This window comes from Micromonospora sp. NPDC048871 (assembly GCF_043198155.1).
GTDB lineage: Bacteria > Actinomycetota > Actinomycetes > Mycobacteriales > Micromonosporaceae > Micromonospora.
This window is the reverse complement of the sequence record NZ_JBICUM010000005.1, coordinates 275,617-292,356: the sequence shown is the minus strand read 5'-3', so window position 1 is coordinate 292,356 and position 16,740 is coordinate 275,617. Positions and strand designations below refer to the sequence as shown.

Here is a 16,740-nt window from a genome sequence, read left to right as displayed (position 1 = left end):
GGCGAAGTGTTGCGTACAGTTCCTGGTCGGACTTGGGGTGGGCCGGGGTGGATCCGGCGCAGGAACGGATGAGACAGCGACAGCATGACGGCAGACATCACTACCGAAAACGGTCACAGCGGCATCGACCGCAGTCAGCTGGAGACCTGTCTCAGCGTATTTGCGGCCTTGGAGGATCTGCCTCCGGATCATCCCGATGTGATGCGGGTGCAACGTGCCACCGCGAAGCTCTACAAGATGATCAAGCAGCGGCGCCGTACGGAACGGCGGGACGCCATCCTTGCGGCCGACGAGGCGGTGACGGCCGCCACTGCCACCGGCGCTCCGGGGCGGATCGACGACGAGACGCAGGGCGTCCCGCTGGCCTCCCCCACCACCGGCACCACGGCCGGTGTCCTGCACAACCCGCGTGGCTGCTACATCTGCAAGCAGCGCTACCGCGAGGTGGATGCCTTCTACCACCAGCTCTGCCCGTCCTGCGCCGCGTTCAACCGGGAGCGCCGTAACGCGCGTACCGACCTGACCGGCCGGCGGGCGCTGCTCACCGGCGGCCGGGCGAAGATCGGCATGTACATCGCGCTGCGGCTGCTCCGCGACGGCGCGCACACCACGGTGACCACCCGGTTTCCGCACGACGCGGTCCGCCGGTTCACCGCGATGCCCGACAGCGCGGACTGGCTGCACCGCCTCCGGGTCGTCGGGATCGACCTGCGCGACCCGGCGCAGGTGATCGCCCTCGCCGACTCGGTCAGTGACCAGGGGCCACTCGACATTCTGATCAACAACGCGGCGCAGACCGTCCGCCGCTCTCCCGAGGCGTACGCCCAACTGGTCGCCGCGGAGGCCGCCGCCCTGCCGGACGGCCCACTGCCGGAGATGATCACCTTCGCCAAACCGGCCGGTAGCAGCGGAGTGGCCGGCGGTCTGGCCGCCGGGCCGCACGCGGCGATCACCCCGCAGGCGCTGACCGCGCTAGCGCTGACCAGCGGCTCCGCGTCGCCGGAACGGATCGCGGCAGCCACCGCCATCGACGCCGGCGGCCTGGTGCCGGACCTCGCTCCGGTCAACAGCTGGGTGCAGCGGGTGCACGAGGTGGACCCGGTCGAGTTGCTCGAAGTGCAACTGTGCAACGTGACCGCGCCATTCGTGCTGGTCAGCCGGCTGCGACCGGCGATGGCCGCCGCGACGGCCCGCCGCAAGTACGTGGTGAACGTGTCGGCGATGGAGGGTCAGTTCGCCCGCGGCTACAAGGGGCCGGGACACCCGCACACCAACATGGCCAAGGCCGCGCTGAACATGCTGACCCGCACCAGCGCCCAGGAGATGCTGACCGACGGCATCCTGATGACCAGTGTCGACACCGGCTGGATCACCGACGAGCGGCCCCACCCGACGAAGATGCGGCTCGCGGATGCCGGCTTCCACGCCCCGCTGGATCTGGTCGACGGCGCGGCCCGGGTCTACGACCCGATCGTCCGGGGCGAACAGGGCGAAGACCTGTACGGCTGCTTCCTCAAGGACTACGCACCCAGCCCCTGGTGATCAGCCCACCCACCCGCCGTGTCTTCCAGGTGGCCGCAGCCGGCGCTCCGGACTCTTTAACGCGCAACAATTTTGAATAGCTGCTTGTTACATTTTTACATCAGTGGCCGTTGATGGATGGTCCGAACTCATCGGCTAGCATATGCCCGTGATGGTCGCCCCTTTTCCCATTTCGGACGCGTGTCGCCGTCATGTTCCCAGTTGAGCTGCCCAGCGTCTGGGCCGGCCGGGAGAAGGAACTGGCGGCACTGCACACGGCCGTCGAGGCCACCCGTCAGGGCCAGGGGTCGGTGCTCTGGGTGGAGGGTGAGGCCGGCATCGGCAAGTCCACCCTGGTGGCCACCGGGCTCACCAGCGGCGGGCTGCGGCCCAACGAACTGCTGTGGGGCACCGCAGACCAGTTGTCCCACCGCTTTCCGCTGCGGGTGATGCTGGACTGCCTCCAGGTGCGACCGCGCTCGCCGGACCCCCGCCGGGCGCGGATCGCCGAATTCCTCCAGGACCACCGACCGGGGCTGTTCGCCGCGGACGACATCGCCTACACCGCCACAGAGATGCTCGTGTCACTGGTCGACGAGCTCTCCACCGACACTCCCACCGTGCTGGTCCTCGACGATCTGCAATGGGCGGACGAGGCGTCGCTGATGCTGTGGCACCGGCTCGCCCTGGCCGCGGAGGAACTTCCACTCCTACTGGTCAGCGCTACCCGTCCGGTGCCGGCCCGTCAGGACGTGCAGACCTTGCGGGCGGCGACGCTACGCCGGGGCGGCACCCTGCTTCCGGTCGGCGCGCTCGACGCGGACGACGTCCGTACGCTGGTCACCGGAATGCTCGGGGTGCCGCCGGGACCCGCGCTCGACCGCCTGCTCGGGCGGGCCATGGGCAATCCGCTGTACCTGCGTGAACTGCTCGACGCCCTGGCCCGGGAGCAGCCGGTCGGCGCCGCGCTGGCCGACGGCGAACTCTCCGACGACGCCTTCAAACGGGTTCCGGCCTCCTTCACGGCCGCGCTGAGCGACCGGCTCAGTGTGGTCTCGGTGCCGACCGCCCAGATGCTGCGCACGGCGTCACTGCTCGGCGGTGAGTTCGCGGTCACCGACCTTGCCGCGCTGCTGCGCCGTACGGCCAGCGACCTGGCAGAGGGCTTGCAGGACGCGGTCGCCGCCGGCATCGTCGTCGGGGTCGGCGACCAGCTCGCCTTCCGGCATCCGTTGATCCGTCAGGCCCTGTACGACAGTGTGCCGGCCGCGCTGCGGGCGGCGCTGCACTGCGAGGCGGCGAAGGCCCTGGTGTCCGCAGGCGCCGAACCGCTGCGGGTGGCCCAACAACTACTGGCGGCCGGCCGGCCGGGAGACGAGTGGACCCGTACCTGGCTGGTCGAGGCGGCGCCGGCACTGGCCGCGAGGGCTCCGGACATCGCGCTGGAACTCCTGCAGCGGGAACTGGAGGCGAGCCAACTCGACCGGACCGACCGGGTCGCGCTGACTGTCGAACTCGCCCGGGTACTGCTCGGCGTTGGGCGCCATCCGGAGGCCGCCGACCGGGCCCGGCAGGCGCTCGCCCTGGCGACCCAGCCGGAACACCAGGTCGAGATGTCCTCGATACTGGCCCGCACACTGTTCCACCAGGGCCGCAACGAGGAGGCCGTGGACGTGCTCCGAAGCGCGCTCGGCCGCCCGGACGTGCCGGCGGTGTGGCGGGCCCGCCTGCTGGCCTCACTGTCGATGTTCGAGCGGGCCAGCACCGGCGAGTTGGACACCGCCGACGGCACCGCGCGTCAGGCGCTGCGGGTGGGAGAGGAGGCCGGGGACGCGTTCGCCATCGCCTACGCGTTGACCGACCTGTGGCTGACGCACTCGATCCGGCGTGACCACGACGCCGCCCTCGGCTACGTCGACCGGGCGCTGATGGTGCTGGGCGACGCACCGGAACACACCGACCTGCGCACCTTCGCCTTCGACGGTCGGATTTTCAGCCTGCAGAACCTCGACCGGTGGCCGGAGGCCGAGGTGACGCTGCGCCGCGCCCGCGACCTCGGTCAGCGGGCCGCCGGATCCGGTCAGGGCGTCTCGCCGCTCACCGCGGCCGTGTTGCTGTACTGGCTCGGTCGGTGGGACGACGCCCTGGCTGAACTCGACACCGTCGACGGCGACACCACCGGCCTCACCTACTCCGGGCTCCGTGAGCGAGGACCGGCGTTGCTCTGGCACGGTGTCGCCGCGTTCATCGCCGGGCGCCGTGGCGACAACGGCACCGCGGCCGAGCACCTCCGGGCGGGTCTCGCGCTGCCCGTCCGGACCGTCGCCGACCGGGAGAACCGTGACTTCCTGCTCGCTGCCCGCGCGCTCGCGGCCGAGCAGGAGGGGGAGCCGGCGCGGGCGCTGTCGCTGCTGTCGGCACTCCTGGAACGCGCACCCGGCGAAATGACCCTGCTCCACCAGTGGATGCCCGAACTGGTGCGACTCGGGATGGCGGTGGACGACCGGGCGGCGGCGCGGGCGGCGTTGCAGGCCTGCCAGGCGGAGGCGGCGGCGGAGTCCCCGTCGGGTCGGGCCGCCGCGGCGGTGCGCCGGTGTCAGGGCCTGCTCGACGAGGATCCGGCGCCGCTGCGTGAGGCGGTCGCGTACTACCGATCGGTCGGGTCACCGGTGGAGTTGACCGGGACGCTGGAGGACCTGGCCGCGGTGCTCGCCGGGGGCGGCCAGCAGGCGGAGGCGAGGACGCTGCTGAGTGAGGCGGTCGATCGGTACGACGCCCTCGGTGCGCTCTGGGACATCCGTCGGGCCGAGGGACGACTACGGCGGGCCGGCGTCCGTCGGGGTGTCCGTGGCCCCCGGCCGGCCCGCGCCCAGCGCGGCTGGGAGGCGCTCACCCCGACCGAGACCCGGGTGGCCGTCCTGGTCGCCGAAGGAAGGTCCACGCCAGACATCGCCCGAAAGCTGTATCTCTCCCGGCGTACCGTGCAGACCCACATCTCGCATGTGCTGAGCAAGCTCGGCGTACGGAGTCGGGTGGAGATCGCCCGTGAGGCGTTGCACCGGAGGCCGTCTCCGGTCCTGGAGCCGGACGACCGGACACCACCGGCCGCTCGGGGGCCACGACGCACGGCTCCGCCGGGGACATCCGTCATCTGACGTGGAGTCGGTGCGCCGGACCTGCGGTCCCGGCCGGTCTCCTCAGGCCAGGGCACACTGCCGGGGGTCGGGATCCGGCTACCGCCGGGGCCGTAGCGGCTCACGTCAACTAGCCGATGTCCGTGGCGGTCCGCTGAGCCAGGCTGGGTCTACGCGAGAGCGACCGACGCCAGGACGGAGGACTCCGAGGATGGGGTATTCAATCCACCAGACGATCCGGAGCCGGGCGGCCGAACGGCCGGCACCGGAGGTCGGGCCGCTGTCCGGGTGCCCCGGTCCGTCGCTAGTGGTGCGCTGTTTCGGCGGGTTCCAGTTGACGATCCCCGGGCGGCAGTTGGACTGGACGAGGGTACGGCCGAAGGCCCGGGCCCTGCTGCGCTTTCTGGCCGCCCACGGGGGGAGGCCGGTGCACCGCGAGGTCATCCTGTCCGGGCTCTGGCCGGAGCTACCGGTGCGGTCCGGCATCCGCAGTCTGCACGTCGGGGTCTCCACGCTTCGGGCCTTCCTCGAACCCGGCGTGCGGCGCGGTGAGTCCACCTTTCTCCGGCGTGACGGCGAGTCCTACTGGCTGGCGCTGCCACCCGCGGCGCTCTGCGACGTACGTTCCTTCGAGGAGGCGGTCGCGGCCTGGCGCCGGAGGGTCGGTACGGGGCAGCGGTCCGCCGAGGCGGCTGCCCTGCGGGCGGCCCTCGCCCAGTACGCGGGCGACCTGCTGCCGGAGGATGGACCGGCCGAGTGGGTGGTGGCCGAACGCGACCGTTACCGCACGTCGGCGGCGGAGGCGGCGGCGACCCTCGCCGCGCTCGAACTGGAGGCGGGGCACCTAGCGACGGCGGTCGCGGCGGCACGGCGCGGACTGGAGATCGACGGATTCCGTGACGACGCCTGGCGGGTGCTGGCCGAGGCGCACCAGCGTGCCGGCGATGCGGCGGCGGCCGCGCGGACCCGCAGCGCGTACGGCCGGGTGTTGCGGACGCTCGGGGTGTCCGGACCGGCCTGGGCGGCGTGAGAACCGCCCTCAGCGTCAGGAGGAGCGGCGGAAGATCTCCACCTCGGCGATCGCGGTACGACGGTCGGCGGCACCACCGTAGCTGTGGCGGACGGTCAACCGGATCCGCATCACGTCCGGGAAGACCCGGCGGAAGGTCTGCGGACCTGCCTGGTCGGCAAGCCGCAACGTGGTGGTCTCCGACCCGCCCTGACCGTTCCAGACGGTCAGTTCCAGCTCCGCCGGTCGGGCCTGTCGAAGGAACACGTCGCGCTGGGCCGACACACCGGAATGGATGATCAGGTCGAGCAGCCGGAACGGCGTGTTGAAGGCCAGTTCCACGTACTCGCCGCTGCCCGGGCCGTTTGCCGCCGGTGCCCAGTAACTGTTGCTGAGTCCGTCCACGACCAACTCCGCGGGGTGGCTCCGCGCCTGGCTCGAACCCCGCACCGACACCGGACTCACCGGTTCCGGATCGGCGATCCGGTCACGTACCGCGTCGCTGGCCCGGGTGCCGAGCTGGACCACGCCGTAGCCGAGACCGGCCAGCAGGGCGGAGATGAGCAGCAGGGTGCCGATCCGGTGGACCACCCCCCAGCCGCCCGAGCGGGGCCGGACCAGCCACCGCACCCCACGGATCAGGGCCCGCCAGAGTCGACGCCACCACGAGACCGGGGCCGCCGGTCCGGGCCGGACGGAGTCGAGGGCCGCCCCGCACCGCCGGCAGAACCTCCGGCCCCGTGGGTTACCGGTCGCGCAGACCGGGCAGACGACATCGCCGGAACCCTCCTCCGGTTCGGGCGGACGTTGTCGCACCACGGGTCGGCGGGCCTGCGGCCGAGCCGGCTGGACCGCCTCCACGACCGAGCCGGCCAGCCGGTCCGGCGCGCTCCCGGTCTCCGGCACGGTTCCCGGGTCCGCCGTGATTCCCGCGTCCGCCGTGGTTCCCGTGTCCGTCGTGGTTCTCGCGTCCGTCGCCGGAGGCGACGTGCCCCCTGCCTGAGGCGGCGCATTCCCGGCCTGTTCCCATTCCAGGAATGATCCGCAGACCGCGCAGAACGCGCCGCCGGGTTCGGCCGGCGCGCACCGATCACAGCGTTCCATCGTCGTCACCCCCGGCCACCCGGCCGTCCTCGATGACCACCCGGACGTCGCACGGTACGTGCGCGGGCCGGTTGGCCTCCACCAGAGCCCGCAGCCGGGCCAGCGGAACCAGGTCGGGGTCGGCCACCCGCACGGTCACCGTCAGGGCGCACACCGGCGAACCCGGCAACGGCCCGCCCGGAGTCGAGGACCAGACCGTACCGCCGTTCTCGGTCACCTCCGGCAGCACCCCGAAGACCGTCCGTACCTGCTCGGCCAGGCCCCGAGCCGTGCCGCGTACCCGGTGCAGCGCCACCGCGCTGTCGACCGCCTCGCGACGCTGCCGCAGTGTCCACCCCGGCGCCGTCTCGGCCGCCACCCAGCCGGCGAGCCAGTCGACGAAGTCGGCCGGCGCCAGTTGGGGATCCAGATAGGCGGCGAGGTTGTCCAGCGTCGAGTGCACCGGAGCCAGCACCTCGTCGAAGGCGGCGAGCAGTCGTCCGGCCAGCTCGTCGCTGCCGTAGATCGCCGGCAGTCGGCTGCCGAACGGATGTGGTGTGCCGAGGCCCGGCACCGCGCCACGCATCGCCACGCTCCTCTCTCCGGCCGGGGCCGGTCTCAGTGTTCCTCCACCCGGACCTGGTGCTCGTAGGAGAAGACCAACGCGTGCCGGTCGAGGGCCACCCGGGAGGTCGCCGTACCACGCCGGCCGGTGACCGGGTCGGCGGTGAAGAGCAGCACCTCCTCCACCAACGCGACGCCGGGCAGATGCTGGAGCACTCCGAAGAGTTCCCCGGACTGCACCGGCCGGCCGAACGGCCAGCCCGACCCGTCCGGCCCGCCACGCAGCGGGTTGAGATAGCCGTAGAGCGCGTCGAGCGCGGCGGTCCGGAGCCGCTCGACGGCCGTCCCGGGCCGGGCGGTCAACCGGGCCGCCACGGTGACGCCCTGATAGAACGGTGGCTCCACGGCCAGGCGTACCCCGATGGGTCGGCGGGCGTCCAGGTGCTCGGCGACGGTCGCCAGCATGTCGTCGGGCGGGATCAACTGCTCGAAGCGCAGTCGGTCACCCGCGTCCGCGACCGCCTCGGGCACGACGAGGACGCGTACCCCGCCGGCTTCGGCGCCGTCCCCGGCGGCCAGGCAGCGGATCCGGGCTGCGGCCGGCATCGCCTGTCCGGCGATCAGCTCGTAGTCGCGCGCGGTGACCGCCCGGTCCTGGGCCCGCAGCTGCACCGGACCCCGCTGTCGGGCGCTCTGCACCGACTCGCCGTCCACCCCACCGGCGGCGGCCTCCCGGTTCTCCACCCGGCTCACGTACGGCACCGAGCTGCGCAGCATCGAGATCGCGCCCCGGGCCACGTTGCCGCGTCGCCCGCCGCCGGTGCGGTACCGGCGGACCCGCAACCGGGCGCCGTTGCGTGGCACCGCGCCGTACCGGCGGAGGGTTCCGTCGGGTTCGCGGACGGCCGGGCCGAAGGCCACCTCGCCGGTGGTCCGGTCCACCGTCACGCACCGTTCGTCCGGACCGGTGCCGCCGAAGGCGTCCACCTCGACCCACTCCTGCCAGCCGGTGCCGTCGGAGACCTCGACCACGAACGGCTCGTCGTCCGGGATCACCGGCGGACGGAGCACCCGGAAGCGTTGCCCCGGCACCCCCTCGGACTCGCCTAGGGACTCGCCGACCACGGTCTCGGCGTGCACCCCGGCGACCGTGCCGCCGACGGTGAAGGCCGAGGCGGCCCGGATCGTCGGCGACGCCGAGTAGAACGGCTGGCCGGGCTCGGCCGCCACCAGCCGGCACCGCAGCCAGCCGGCCCGCTGGCCGCCGACCGTGGAGGTGGTGTGTCCGGCCGGCACGTGCAGCACCACATCGCCGGGCCGGTTGAGCCCGCCCGTGGAGTCGCTGTCCACCTCGCACTCCACCCAGCCGGCGCCGTCCCACGCCTCCCAGCGCAGCGGCGGCTGCCGGGGGTCGACACCGATGCCCTGGACCCGGCTCTCCAGGCGCAGTACCACCGCGCAGGACGGGACCGCCGAGTCCAGGCCGAGCAGCAGGGCGTCGCCGACCGCGGGCGGGTCGGCGAAACAGGAGACGTCCCGGCCGTCCCACACCTGGTCGGTACGGTCGGCCGCCGGCCCGTCCGCGGGGTGTACCCGCAGGTGGACCAGCTCGCACGGCACGATCGCCAGGTCGGCGGCGGTAGTGAAGACGATTGCCTCCTCCGTCTCGGTACGGACCGTGCTGGCCTCGGTACCGGCCCGCAGCAGCACCGCCTCGGCCTGCGGGGCGGCGAGCCAGAAGGTCAGGTCGGCCCGGGCGGCGGTCGGCGGGAAGAGCCGGACGCCGATCAGATCGAGGAAGGCCAGGTAGTTCTTCTCCGGCACCCGGTTCAACCGGTACAGCAGCTCGTCCGTCATCTGGGCGAACGCCTCGATCAGGGTGACGCCCGGGTCGGAGACGTTGTGGTCCGTCCACTCCGGACAGCGCTGCTGGATGAATCGCTTGGCGTCGTCGACCAAATGCTGGAAGCGACGGTCGTCGAGGTTCGGCGCGGGCAGGGCCATCAGTTCCTCGCCTCCGTCTCGGGCCCGTCGTGCGACGGGATCACGTAGAACGGGAAAACCAGGTTGCGGGGATCGTTGGTGCCCCGCACCAGGTACCGGATGTCGATGTAGAGGGTGCCCGCCTGCACCTCGTCGAAGCCCACGAGCACGTCGGTGACCTCGATCCGGGGCTCCCAACGGTCCAGCGCAGCCCGCACCTCGAAGGCGATCTGCCCGGCGGTGTTCTCGTCCGCCGGAGCGAAGACGTAGTCGTGCACCCCACAGCCGAACTCGGGACGCATCGGCCGCTCGCCGGGGGCGGTACCGAGGATCAGCCGGATCGCCTCGATGATCTCCCGCTCCCGGTTGACCAGGGCGATGCCGCCGCCGGCGTCCAACCGGAGCGGGAACGCCCAACCTGCGCCGATGAACTGCTCCGCCACCTCGCTCAGCCCCCGATGAGAACGCTGGCGGCGCCGGTCAGGATCGTGGCCGAGCAGGTGGTCCGGTCCCCCATCCGGGCGGCGGGGAAGCCACCGATCAGCACCTGTCCGCGTACCGACGGCGGGCCGGGCAGCACGACGTTGCCCGGGCCGAGGGCCAGGTGCGGCGGCGGGACCGGACAGGTGCAGAGCGTGCCGACCACTGCGGCTGGCAGGCCGCCGATCAGCACGCTGGAGACGCCGAGCGTGGGTCCGGCGGCCGGCACCGGCGCGCCGGTGCCGGGCGGTCCGACGGTACCGGTGGGCGCGCCGTGGCCGATCCGGTCCCCGATCCGGGCTGCTGGTGGCATCGCGTCTCTCCTTGCTCTGGCGCTGGGGCGGTGGTCTCAGTTGATCCGTACGACCCGGCCGCTGACGGCGACGCTGGCCCCGGTGAGTTTCAGTTCGCCGGCTCCGGCGTCCACCGACACGCCCCGGCCCTTGACCGAGACCGGTCCACCCGACTCGACCGACACCCCCCGGCTCCCCTCGACGCTGACCTCCGTTTTGGCCTCGATCACCACGCTGCCGTCGCTGCGGACCACCACCGAGGTACCGGCCCGGTCCAGGTGCAGCAGCAGGTTGTCGGTGCCGCTGTGGGTGCGTATCCGCACCCCCTGCGGGGTGTTGGCGGTGGGCCCGTCGAGCAGTTCCACCCAGTTGCCGGTGCTCCGGCGGCCGGCGGCCCGGCCCTGGCGGGAGGCGAACGAGAGCCGGTTCACCGCCCCGCTCGTCGGGTCGACCAGCGGTACGTCGTGCGGCGAGGGCTGGTCGACGCCGTTGTAAAGCCCACCGACCACGTACGGCCGGTCGAGCAGTCCCTGTTCGAACCCGACCAGCACCTCATCGCCGACCTCGGGGCAGTAGACCCCGCCACCGCCGACCCCGCCGAGTTGCACCGTGCGGACCCAGTCGGTCTCGTACTTGTCGTCCAGCCACGGGAACCGCAGCTTGACCCAGCCCCGGTCCCGGCGTTCCGGGTGGTTGCGGTCCATCGCGGCGTTGACGTCGGTGACCACGCCGATGGCCAGTCCCGGCATCCGGGCCGACCGGGCCGGGGACCGGTCGCCGCCGGCCAGCCCGGACAGCGACCGGTCCCGGCCGCCGCTTACCGTCAGCCAGGTCTGGTAGAACCGCGCCGGGCCGAAGACGTGCCGGCTGGTGGTCACGGTGTACTTGCCGGCGAACGGCTGCCCCACCCCGGTCAGCGCGAACGGCACACCGGCCCGCAGCCGCGGGTTGCCCCGGACGGTCACCTCGAGTTCGGCGAGGCCGGCCGCCACCCGGGCGGCCAGGGCGCGGGACACCGTACCGACCTCGGCCAGGGTCTCGTACGGCACGTCGGCGACCAGCATCTCCGCCGTACCGAACCGGGCCGCCACCTCCCCGGCGGTCACCGGGAGGCTCAGCTCGTCGCTGTCGCGTACCGGGCTGCGCCCGATCACCGGCTGGCGGGTCCGGCGATCCCAGCCCCGCACCTCCACGTCGGTGAACTGGCCGACCGAGGTGACGGTGGCGCGCATGGTGAGCACGTTCCCGTCCACCTCCGCGACGAAGTCACTGCGCTCGGCGGTCGTCTGCGGGCCCGGGGCGGAGGCGGCGCGGACGGGTCGACGGAACTCGAACTCGCCGTCGACCACCGCCACCTCGGCGTCGTTGTCGGCCGCCAGCATGGTGAGGAACTCCCAGTCGCTGACGTTCGGTTGCGACACCACCTCGTAGACCACGGTGGTGGGATCGATCCGGCCGATCGGCAGACCGGCGGACCGGGCCAGGTCCCGGGCGATGTCGGAGGCCTTCTGGTTGCGGTAGCTGGCGACCCGTCGACCGCGCATCAGCCGGTGCGACAGATCCATGGCCCGGATGGTGGTGTAGGTGCCGGTGCCGTCGAACTCCGTCTCGGCGGTCACCACCTCTCCGGTGAACAGTGCCGTCTCGCCGGTGCCGTCGCCGGTGCGCACCGCCACGGTCAGCTTGCGGCCGATCTCGATCCCGGTCTTCTCCAGCAGCAGGGATCCCGGGTCGCGGTAGCGCAGGGTCGCCGCCGCCGGTACCCCGGAGCCGTCGTCGACGGAGCCGTACACCAACTCGTCCGCCCACGGATCGGGAAGCTCGTCCACCGGCAGGCCGACCTTGAGCAGATTGGTGAGGTTCCCCTCGGACACGCGATCTACCTACCTTCGCCAGCGAGGGCGACCGTCCCGGCCGGCGGGCCCAGGTCGCGGGACGGCACGGGCCGGAACTCGTCGGCGGCGGGCAGCAGCAGCTCGGTGCCGGGGCGGAGCCGGGTCGGGTCGTCGAGGTCGTTCGCCTCCGCGATGACCCGCCACACCGTCGGGTCGCCGTACTCCCGGTGGGCGAGCAGCGGCAGCGAGTCGCCGTCGACCACCCGGTGCATTCGTCGGGCGGAGCGACCGCCGGAGGTGGGGTTCTGGCCGGGCTTGCTGCCGCTGATCTCGGTCAGGGTCAGGTCGCAGGTCGCCCGCAGCGGGGTACCGGAGCTGTTGAACAGGGTGTACGTCGCGGTGACCTGGCTGACGTACGAGTAGAACGAGACGGTCTGGAACTGGCCCCAGGTGAACTTCACCCACGGTGGCGACGGCGCCTTGGCCGCGATGCTGGCCATGGTCGGCGTGCAGCAGGACAGCAGGGTCTCGACCCGTTGCTGCACGGTACGGCCGTGTGTGTCGGTCACGTCGAGGAACACCGTCAGGGAGAGGGTGCGCGGCTCCGAGCCGCTGAACTCCGGAATCCCGACCTGCTCCGCGCCGCGGACCACGTGCGGGATCCAGGCCGCCGACTTGGTCAGGGTCAACTGGTTCGGGTTGAACATGAAGACGATCGGGCCGTCGAGCCGGCCGCCGGGCCGGTTGCCGCCGCCCTGTGGCGGCTGGTAGCGCTGGAGGAACGCGGAGACCTTGCCGGTCGGTCTGGTCATGACGCCACCGCCGTACCGGTCCGGCACCCTGGGCGCGGCACCTAGCCCACCTCCAGGAAACCGTTGTACGCGAGTTCGATGCTCTCCGTCGCCGCCTCGGAGCGACTGGGCCCGAAGGACGGACCGGTCCAGCGCACGAGTACGACGTCGGCCAGGCCCCACTGCACCAGCAGGGCCCGGTCGGGCCGCAGTGCCGCGATCTGGGCGGTGCCCCGGGTAATTCCCTGAGGCAGGGTGGAGAGCAGGCGGGCCACCTTGGCCGTGTCCGGAATCAGCGGCCGGGTGAGGGTGACGTTGGTGTAGCGCACCCGGGACGGCAGTTGCCAGACGAAGCCGTTGTTTCCGCCCTCCTGGTGCTGCTCCACCTCGACCTCGCAGCCGAGCCCGTCGCACGAGTTCCAGTCGCCGAGGTCGATCCCGTCGATGCGGAGTCGGAAGTGGACACTGGTGCCCGGATCGGTACCGGTCATCGGGCACCGTCCAGCCATCGGCCGGTACGCTCCCGGCCCAGCCGGAGTTCGGCCCGCAGCAGCCGGGAGATCGGTTCGACGAGGCGGTGGGCCAGTTCGTCCAGTGCCCGGCGGTCCAGATGGTGGAACCGTTCGGCGCTCTCGCGCTCCTCACGTCCCGGGCCCGAGGAGCCGCGCGGGCGACCGCCCGTGGGGTCCGAACCCGCCGTCGTACCGGTGCTGCCGGTGCTCCTCACCCGGCCGGCGGTCGGTGGGTCGGCCGTAGCCGACCGCTTCTGAACAGCCGGTCCGGACCGGGGCGGCGTCGGCGTCGGAGTGCTGCCGGCGGTGCAGGCGTGCGAGGCCCGCTGCACCGGCAGCGCGGCGTCAGCCGTTCGGAAGGAGGCCGCACTCCCAGGAGCTGTTCCGACTCCGGCCCCGGCGGCACCGCCCGCCGCCGGCCTGACTCCGGCAGCCGGAACCGGGCCGGGCATCGACGGCACCGGCACGGCGACGGCGGACGCCGGTCGCGGACCGGCGACCTGCCGGCGGAGTGGTCGCGTGGGTGTCGGCCGAGGGAGCAGGGCCGGGGTGGTCCGGGTCTGGACGCCGGAGGAAACTGCTGCGGGACCCGTCATGGCGGGTACCTCCCTGCTGGTTGGCGGAGTCCGGCCGGTCGTCGTGGCGGTGCCGGCCGACGGGTCCGACCCGCCGCCGGAGGGGCGGCTCCAGCGGATCGGCACCGCCCGTCCGGCCGGGCCGGCGGGCAGCGTCGTCACGGAGGCCGCGCGGTGTCCCGGCGGGGTCGCGGTGGTGCGACGCAGGATCGGCAGCCCGGGCCGTCCGCCGAGCAACGGAACCAGGTCCGGCCGCCCGCCGGCCGGTCCGCTCCCGGCGGCACCCCGGGCCGGGGCCGCTCGACCTGCCCGCCTCGCGGTCGGCCCGGCATCCGCCGCCGGCGCGGTGGTGACCGAGGCCGGTGAGGTGCTGTGCGGAGGTGGTAGGGCAAGGTCCGGACGCGGCGGGGCGGTGACCGACGCCGGCAGGGTGGTGTGTGGTGGCGGCGGGGCGGTGACCGACGCCGGCAGGGTGAGGTCCGGACGCGGCGGGTCGGTGATCGGAGCCGAGGACTGCGGTCGGAGGGCCGGCACCCGGGTGCGGGATTGCCCGGCGGACCCCTCGGGGTGCGGCCGTTCGACCGGCAGCCGGGAATGCGGTTCGCCGGACCGTTGCACCGACCGGGCCGCTCGGCCCGCAGCGTCGGTCCCGGCCGGGACCGCGCCGCCACTCGGGGCAGCACCCCCACTCCGGGCCGGGCCGCCACTCCGGGCCGGGCCGTCTCTCCGGGTCGGGCGCGGCTCCGGCGGCGTGCGCGGCGTCGACGGACCGGACGAGCCGGGTGCGGCGGCGGAAGGGGTGGCCGGGTTGGCGGAAGGTCGGGGCAGGTCGGTCGGGGCGGAGCCGGCCGGCGGTCGGGACCTGGTCACGAGTCGGGGCCGGACCTCCGGGTCGAGCGGGGCCCCGAGGCCGACTGGTGGTCCGGACGGCGGGCCTGGCCGGTGGACCGGTGGACCGCTCGGACCCGCTGGAACGCCCCGAGACGGTCCGTCGCCGGAGCCGGAGAGGCCTGCCCCGGCGGTCGGGCCAGGGGCGGTCGGGCTGGGGCGTGGCGTCGCAGCGTCGGGGCCGGACGGGCCGAGTCGGACCAGCGGGATCGGGCTGTTAGCGGGGACGGTGGGAGCAGCGGGCACCGCAGAGGTGCCGGGACGGTCGTGCGGCGCGGTCCCGCTCCGCCCAGATGCGCCGGACGGACCGGCAGGTCGACCTCGGTCCGGCTCAGCTGCTCCGGCCGTACGCCGTGCCGATGGGGTGCGATGGCCGTCCACACTCGACCGTTGCAGCGGAGTCCCGGTGCTGGCGTCCGCACCGGACCTTCCGGCACCGGACTCCGGAGGCGTCGACCGGGGCAGGGGCGAAGCCGGCCGGAGCACCGTGGCCGGAGCGGACGGGTCGGGCGCCGGCAACACGATGGGTTCACCGAGACCGAGGCGGGGGCCCGAGGCACCGGTGCGGCGGACTCCTGACATCGGCGCGTCCGGTGCCTCGGACGCCGGGCCACGCCCGGTCGGCGCCGCGACGACCGGAGGCGGGGTGGCCGCGCCGGGCCCGAGCGGGGAGGGATCCGTGGCGGCGGAGACCGGGGCGACCGGCGCCGGGGTGCTCCGCGACGGCCTGGGGGAAGGCGCCGAGGCGGCGGCGCCGGAACTGGCGGCGTTGCCGGGGGAACCGCCGGGATCCGCACCGGTCCGGGCGGCGGGGGCCGGTGGCCGGGCGGACTGACCGGTGCGGTCGGGCAGGGTGCTGGGAAGTCGTCGAGGCGCGGCGGCGACCCGGGCGACCGTCAAGGGCGTACCGGTCCGGCGAGCCGGGGACGGGCGTACCGGCGTCGCTTTCGCGGGGGGCGGGGTCGCGGCGGAACGGGTCGGCGGCGCACCTGCGGCCTCGGTCGCCGGAGAGGTGTCGGGTCCAGGCGGTTCAGCGAGGGGCGGGGAGGGTGGGCCACTGTCGGGTCGACGCAGTACCGGTAGGACCCACCGGGGCGGTGCCGCCGACGCCGGTGCCGGTGGGAGCGGACGGAGCAGGTCGTGCGCCAACCCGCTGGGGGCGTCGGGGCTGACCAGGTGCGCCGGTGGGCTCCGGAAGGCGGGGTTCTGCCAGGTGGCCAGCCGGTTGCGGAACCCGACCGGGTCGCTGAGCGACACCTCGGCACCGCTGACCAGACCGGTCATCGGTGGCACGTCCCGCCAGCCCGGATCGGCGATGCCCCGGGTCGGTCCGGGGGCCGGAGCCGGGGCCGGGTCCGCGGTGGTTCGGGCTCGCTCCCCCCGCCGCCGGAACAGGTCTCGTAGGCCCATGGTCGGTCACCGCCCCTCGTTGACGCGGTTGTTGATGGCAGCGATCTCCTTGACGTAGCGCCGTCGCTCGTCGTGACGCAGGTCGAGGATCTCGTCCCGGGACCAGTGGAAGTGGTAGGCGACGTACGCGACCTCCTCGTAGAGCCGGTCGGCCGCGTACGTCACGATTCCCCCGGGCGACCACCGGCGAGGTCCACCTCGAAGCCCGAGGCGCAGTGCGGGCAGGTGACCGCCGCGCGACTGTGTCCCTCCGCGTTGATCCGCCGGTAGAAGTCCTGCAGGAAGGCCAGGTCCGAGGCGAACAACTGCTCCACCTGCTCGGCCCGTACATCGGTGATCGTGCCCAGCCGGGTGATGACCATGCTGAGCAGCACCACCGACAGGTACGCGGGATTGTCCTTGACCCTCAGGTCGACCAGCGGGGAGAGTTCGTCCCGGGCGGTGGCCAGCCGCATGCTGCCGTCCCGGTGCACGGTTCCCGTCTCGTCGACGTACCCCCGGGGCAGTTCGAAGGAGAACTCGGTCTGCAGCCGGGGCGGGGCGGACGGGGTGGTGGGAACAGCCGCCGGGGCCAGGTCCTCGCCGTCCGGCGGCTCGTCCAGGGCGGTGCGCGAAACGGTACGTCGCCTCATCGACCTCGCGGCGTGCCACCCCGGCCGTCC

At 73.4% G+C, this 16,740-nt stretch carries 15 protein-coding genes; 4 read left to right on the top strand and 11 right to left on the bottom strand.

Features of this window, described 5'->3' with window-relative positions:
- Positions 1–84 precede the first annotated feature (84 nt).
- From ACGFIK_RS14845 to ACGFIK_RS14835, 3 genes are all read left to right on the top strand, one after another.
- Positions 85–1,542 carry an SDR family NAD(P)-dependent oxidoreductase gene (locus ACGFIK_RS14845; protein ID WP_327026476.1) on the top strand — a complete coding sequence of 486 codons (1,458 nt, stop codon included), beginning with the start codon at positions 85–87 and terminating at the stop codon, positions 1,540–1,542.
- A gap of 191 nt (positions 1,543–1,733) precedes the next feature.
- Positions 1,734–4,676: an AAA family ATPase gene (locus ACGFIK_RS14840; protein WP_327026477.1), complete on the top strand. Its 2,943-nt coding sequence runs from the start codon at positions 1,734–1,736 to the stop codon at positions 4,674–4,676.
- 190 nt (positions 4,677–4,866) lie between these two features.
- Entirely contained in the window at positions 4,867–5,685 is an 819-nt protein-coding gene (locus tag ACGFIK_RS14835; RefSeq protein ID WP_393339695.1) for a BTAD domain-containing putative transcriptional regulator, read from the top strand.
- Positions 5,686–5,700: 15 nt separating this feature from the next.
- On the opposite strand, the gene ACGFIK_RS14830 is transcribed toward ACGFIK_RS14835, so the two are convergent.
- The 9 genes from ACGFIK_RS14830 to ACGFIK_RS14790 all read right to left on the bottom strand — a co-directional run bounded on the left by ACGFIK_RS14830 (position 5,701) and on the right by ACGFIK_RS14790 (position 13,420).
- Positions 5,701–6,570 (bottom strand): NADase-type glycan-binding domain-containing protein, encoded by an 870-nt coding sequence (locus tag ACGFIK_RS14830; RefSeq protein ID WP_327026479.1) that lies wholly within the window; start codon positions 6,568–6,570, stop codon positions 5,701–5,703.
- Positions 6,571–6,754: 184 nt separating this feature from the next.
- The gene (locus ACGFIK_RS14825; RefSeq protein ID WP_327026480.1) at positions 6,755–7,333 is read right to left on the bottom strand and encodes a phage tail protein; all 579 of its coding nucleotides are present in this window, start codon (positions 7,331–7,333) and stop codon (positions 6,755–6,757) included.
- Positions 7,334–7,365: 32 nt separating this feature from the next.
- Positions 7,366–9,315, bottom strand: a complete 1,950-nt coding sequence (locus ACGFIK_RS14820) for a putative baseplate assembly protein (RefSeq protein WP_327026481.1) — start codon at positions 9,313–9,315, stop codon at positions 7,366–7,368.
- Complete coding sequence (locus ACGFIK_RS14815) at positions 9,315–9,737, bottom strand: GPW/gp25 family protein (protein WP_327026482.1); 423 nt, start codon at positions 9,735–9,737, stop codon at positions 9,315–9,317. Before ACGFIK_RS14815 ends, ACGFIK_RS14820 begins: the two co-directional genes overlap by 1 nt.
- 5 nt (positions 9,738–9,742) lie before the next feature.
- Complete coding sequence (locus ACGFIK_RS14810) at positions 9,743–10,087, bottom strand: PAAR domain-containing protein (protein ID WP_327026483.1); 345 nt, start codon at positions 10,085–10,087, stop codon at positions 9,743–9,745.
- A gap of 36 nt (positions 10,088–10,123) precedes the next feature.
- Positions 10,124–11,941 (bottom strand): VgrG-related protein, encoded by a 1,818-nt coding sequence (locus tag ACGFIK_RS14805; RefSeq protein ID WP_327026484.1) that lies wholly within the window; start codon positions 11,939–11,941, stop codon positions 10,124–10,126.
- A 5-nt stretch (positions 11,942–11,946) separates the two neighbouring features.
- A complete protein-coding gene (locus ACGFIK_RS14800; protein WP_327026485.1) occupies positions 11,947–12,714 on the bottom strand; it encodes a peptidase M23 in 768 nt (255 codons plus the stop codon).
- Positions 12,715–12,755: 41 nt separating this feature from the next.
- On the bottom strand, positions 12,756–13,184 hold the full coding sequence (locus tag ACGFIK_RS14795) for a phage tail protein (RefSeq protein ID WP_327026486.1): 429 nt from the start codon (positions 13,182–13,184) through the stop codon (positions 12,756–12,758).
- Positions 13,181–13,420, bottom strand: coding sequence for a hypothetical protein (locus ACGFIK_RS14790; RefSeq protein ID WP_327026487.1), 240 nt, complete (start codon positions 13,418–13,420; stop codon positions 13,181–13,183). Before ACGFIK_RS14790 ends, ACGFIK_RS14795 begins: the two co-directional genes overlap by 4 nt.
- Positions 13,421–15,347: 1,927 nt before the next feature.
- Here ACGFIK_RS14790 and ACGFIK_RS14785 point away from each other — a divergent pair.
- Entirely contained in the window at positions 15,348–15,503 is a 156-nt protein-coding gene (locus tag ACGFIK_RS14785) for a hypothetical protein (RefSeq protein ID WP_327026488.1), read from the top strand.
- Positions 15,504–16,084: 581 nt separating this feature from the next.
- Here the strand turns inward: ACGFIK_RS14785 and ACGFIK_RS14780 are convergent.
- Together ACGFIK_RS14780 and ACGFIK_RS14775 are read right to left on the bottom strand one after the other, a co-directional pair.
- Positions 16,085–16,243 carry a DUF6760 family protein gene (locus tag ACGFIK_RS14780; RefSeq protein WP_327026489.1) on the bottom strand — a complete coding sequence of 53 codons (159 nt, stop codon included), beginning with the start codon at positions 16,241–16,243 and terminating at the stop codon, positions 16,085–16,087.
- A complete protein-coding gene (locus ACGFIK_RS14775) occupies positions 16,240–16,710 on the bottom strand; it encodes a hypothetical protein (RefSeq protein ID WP_327026490.1) in 471 nt (156 codons plus the stop codon). Before ACGFIK_RS14775 ends, ACGFIK_RS14780 begins: the two co-directional genes overlap by 4 nt.
- Between the last annotated feature and the right edge of the window lie 30 nt (positions 16,711–16,740).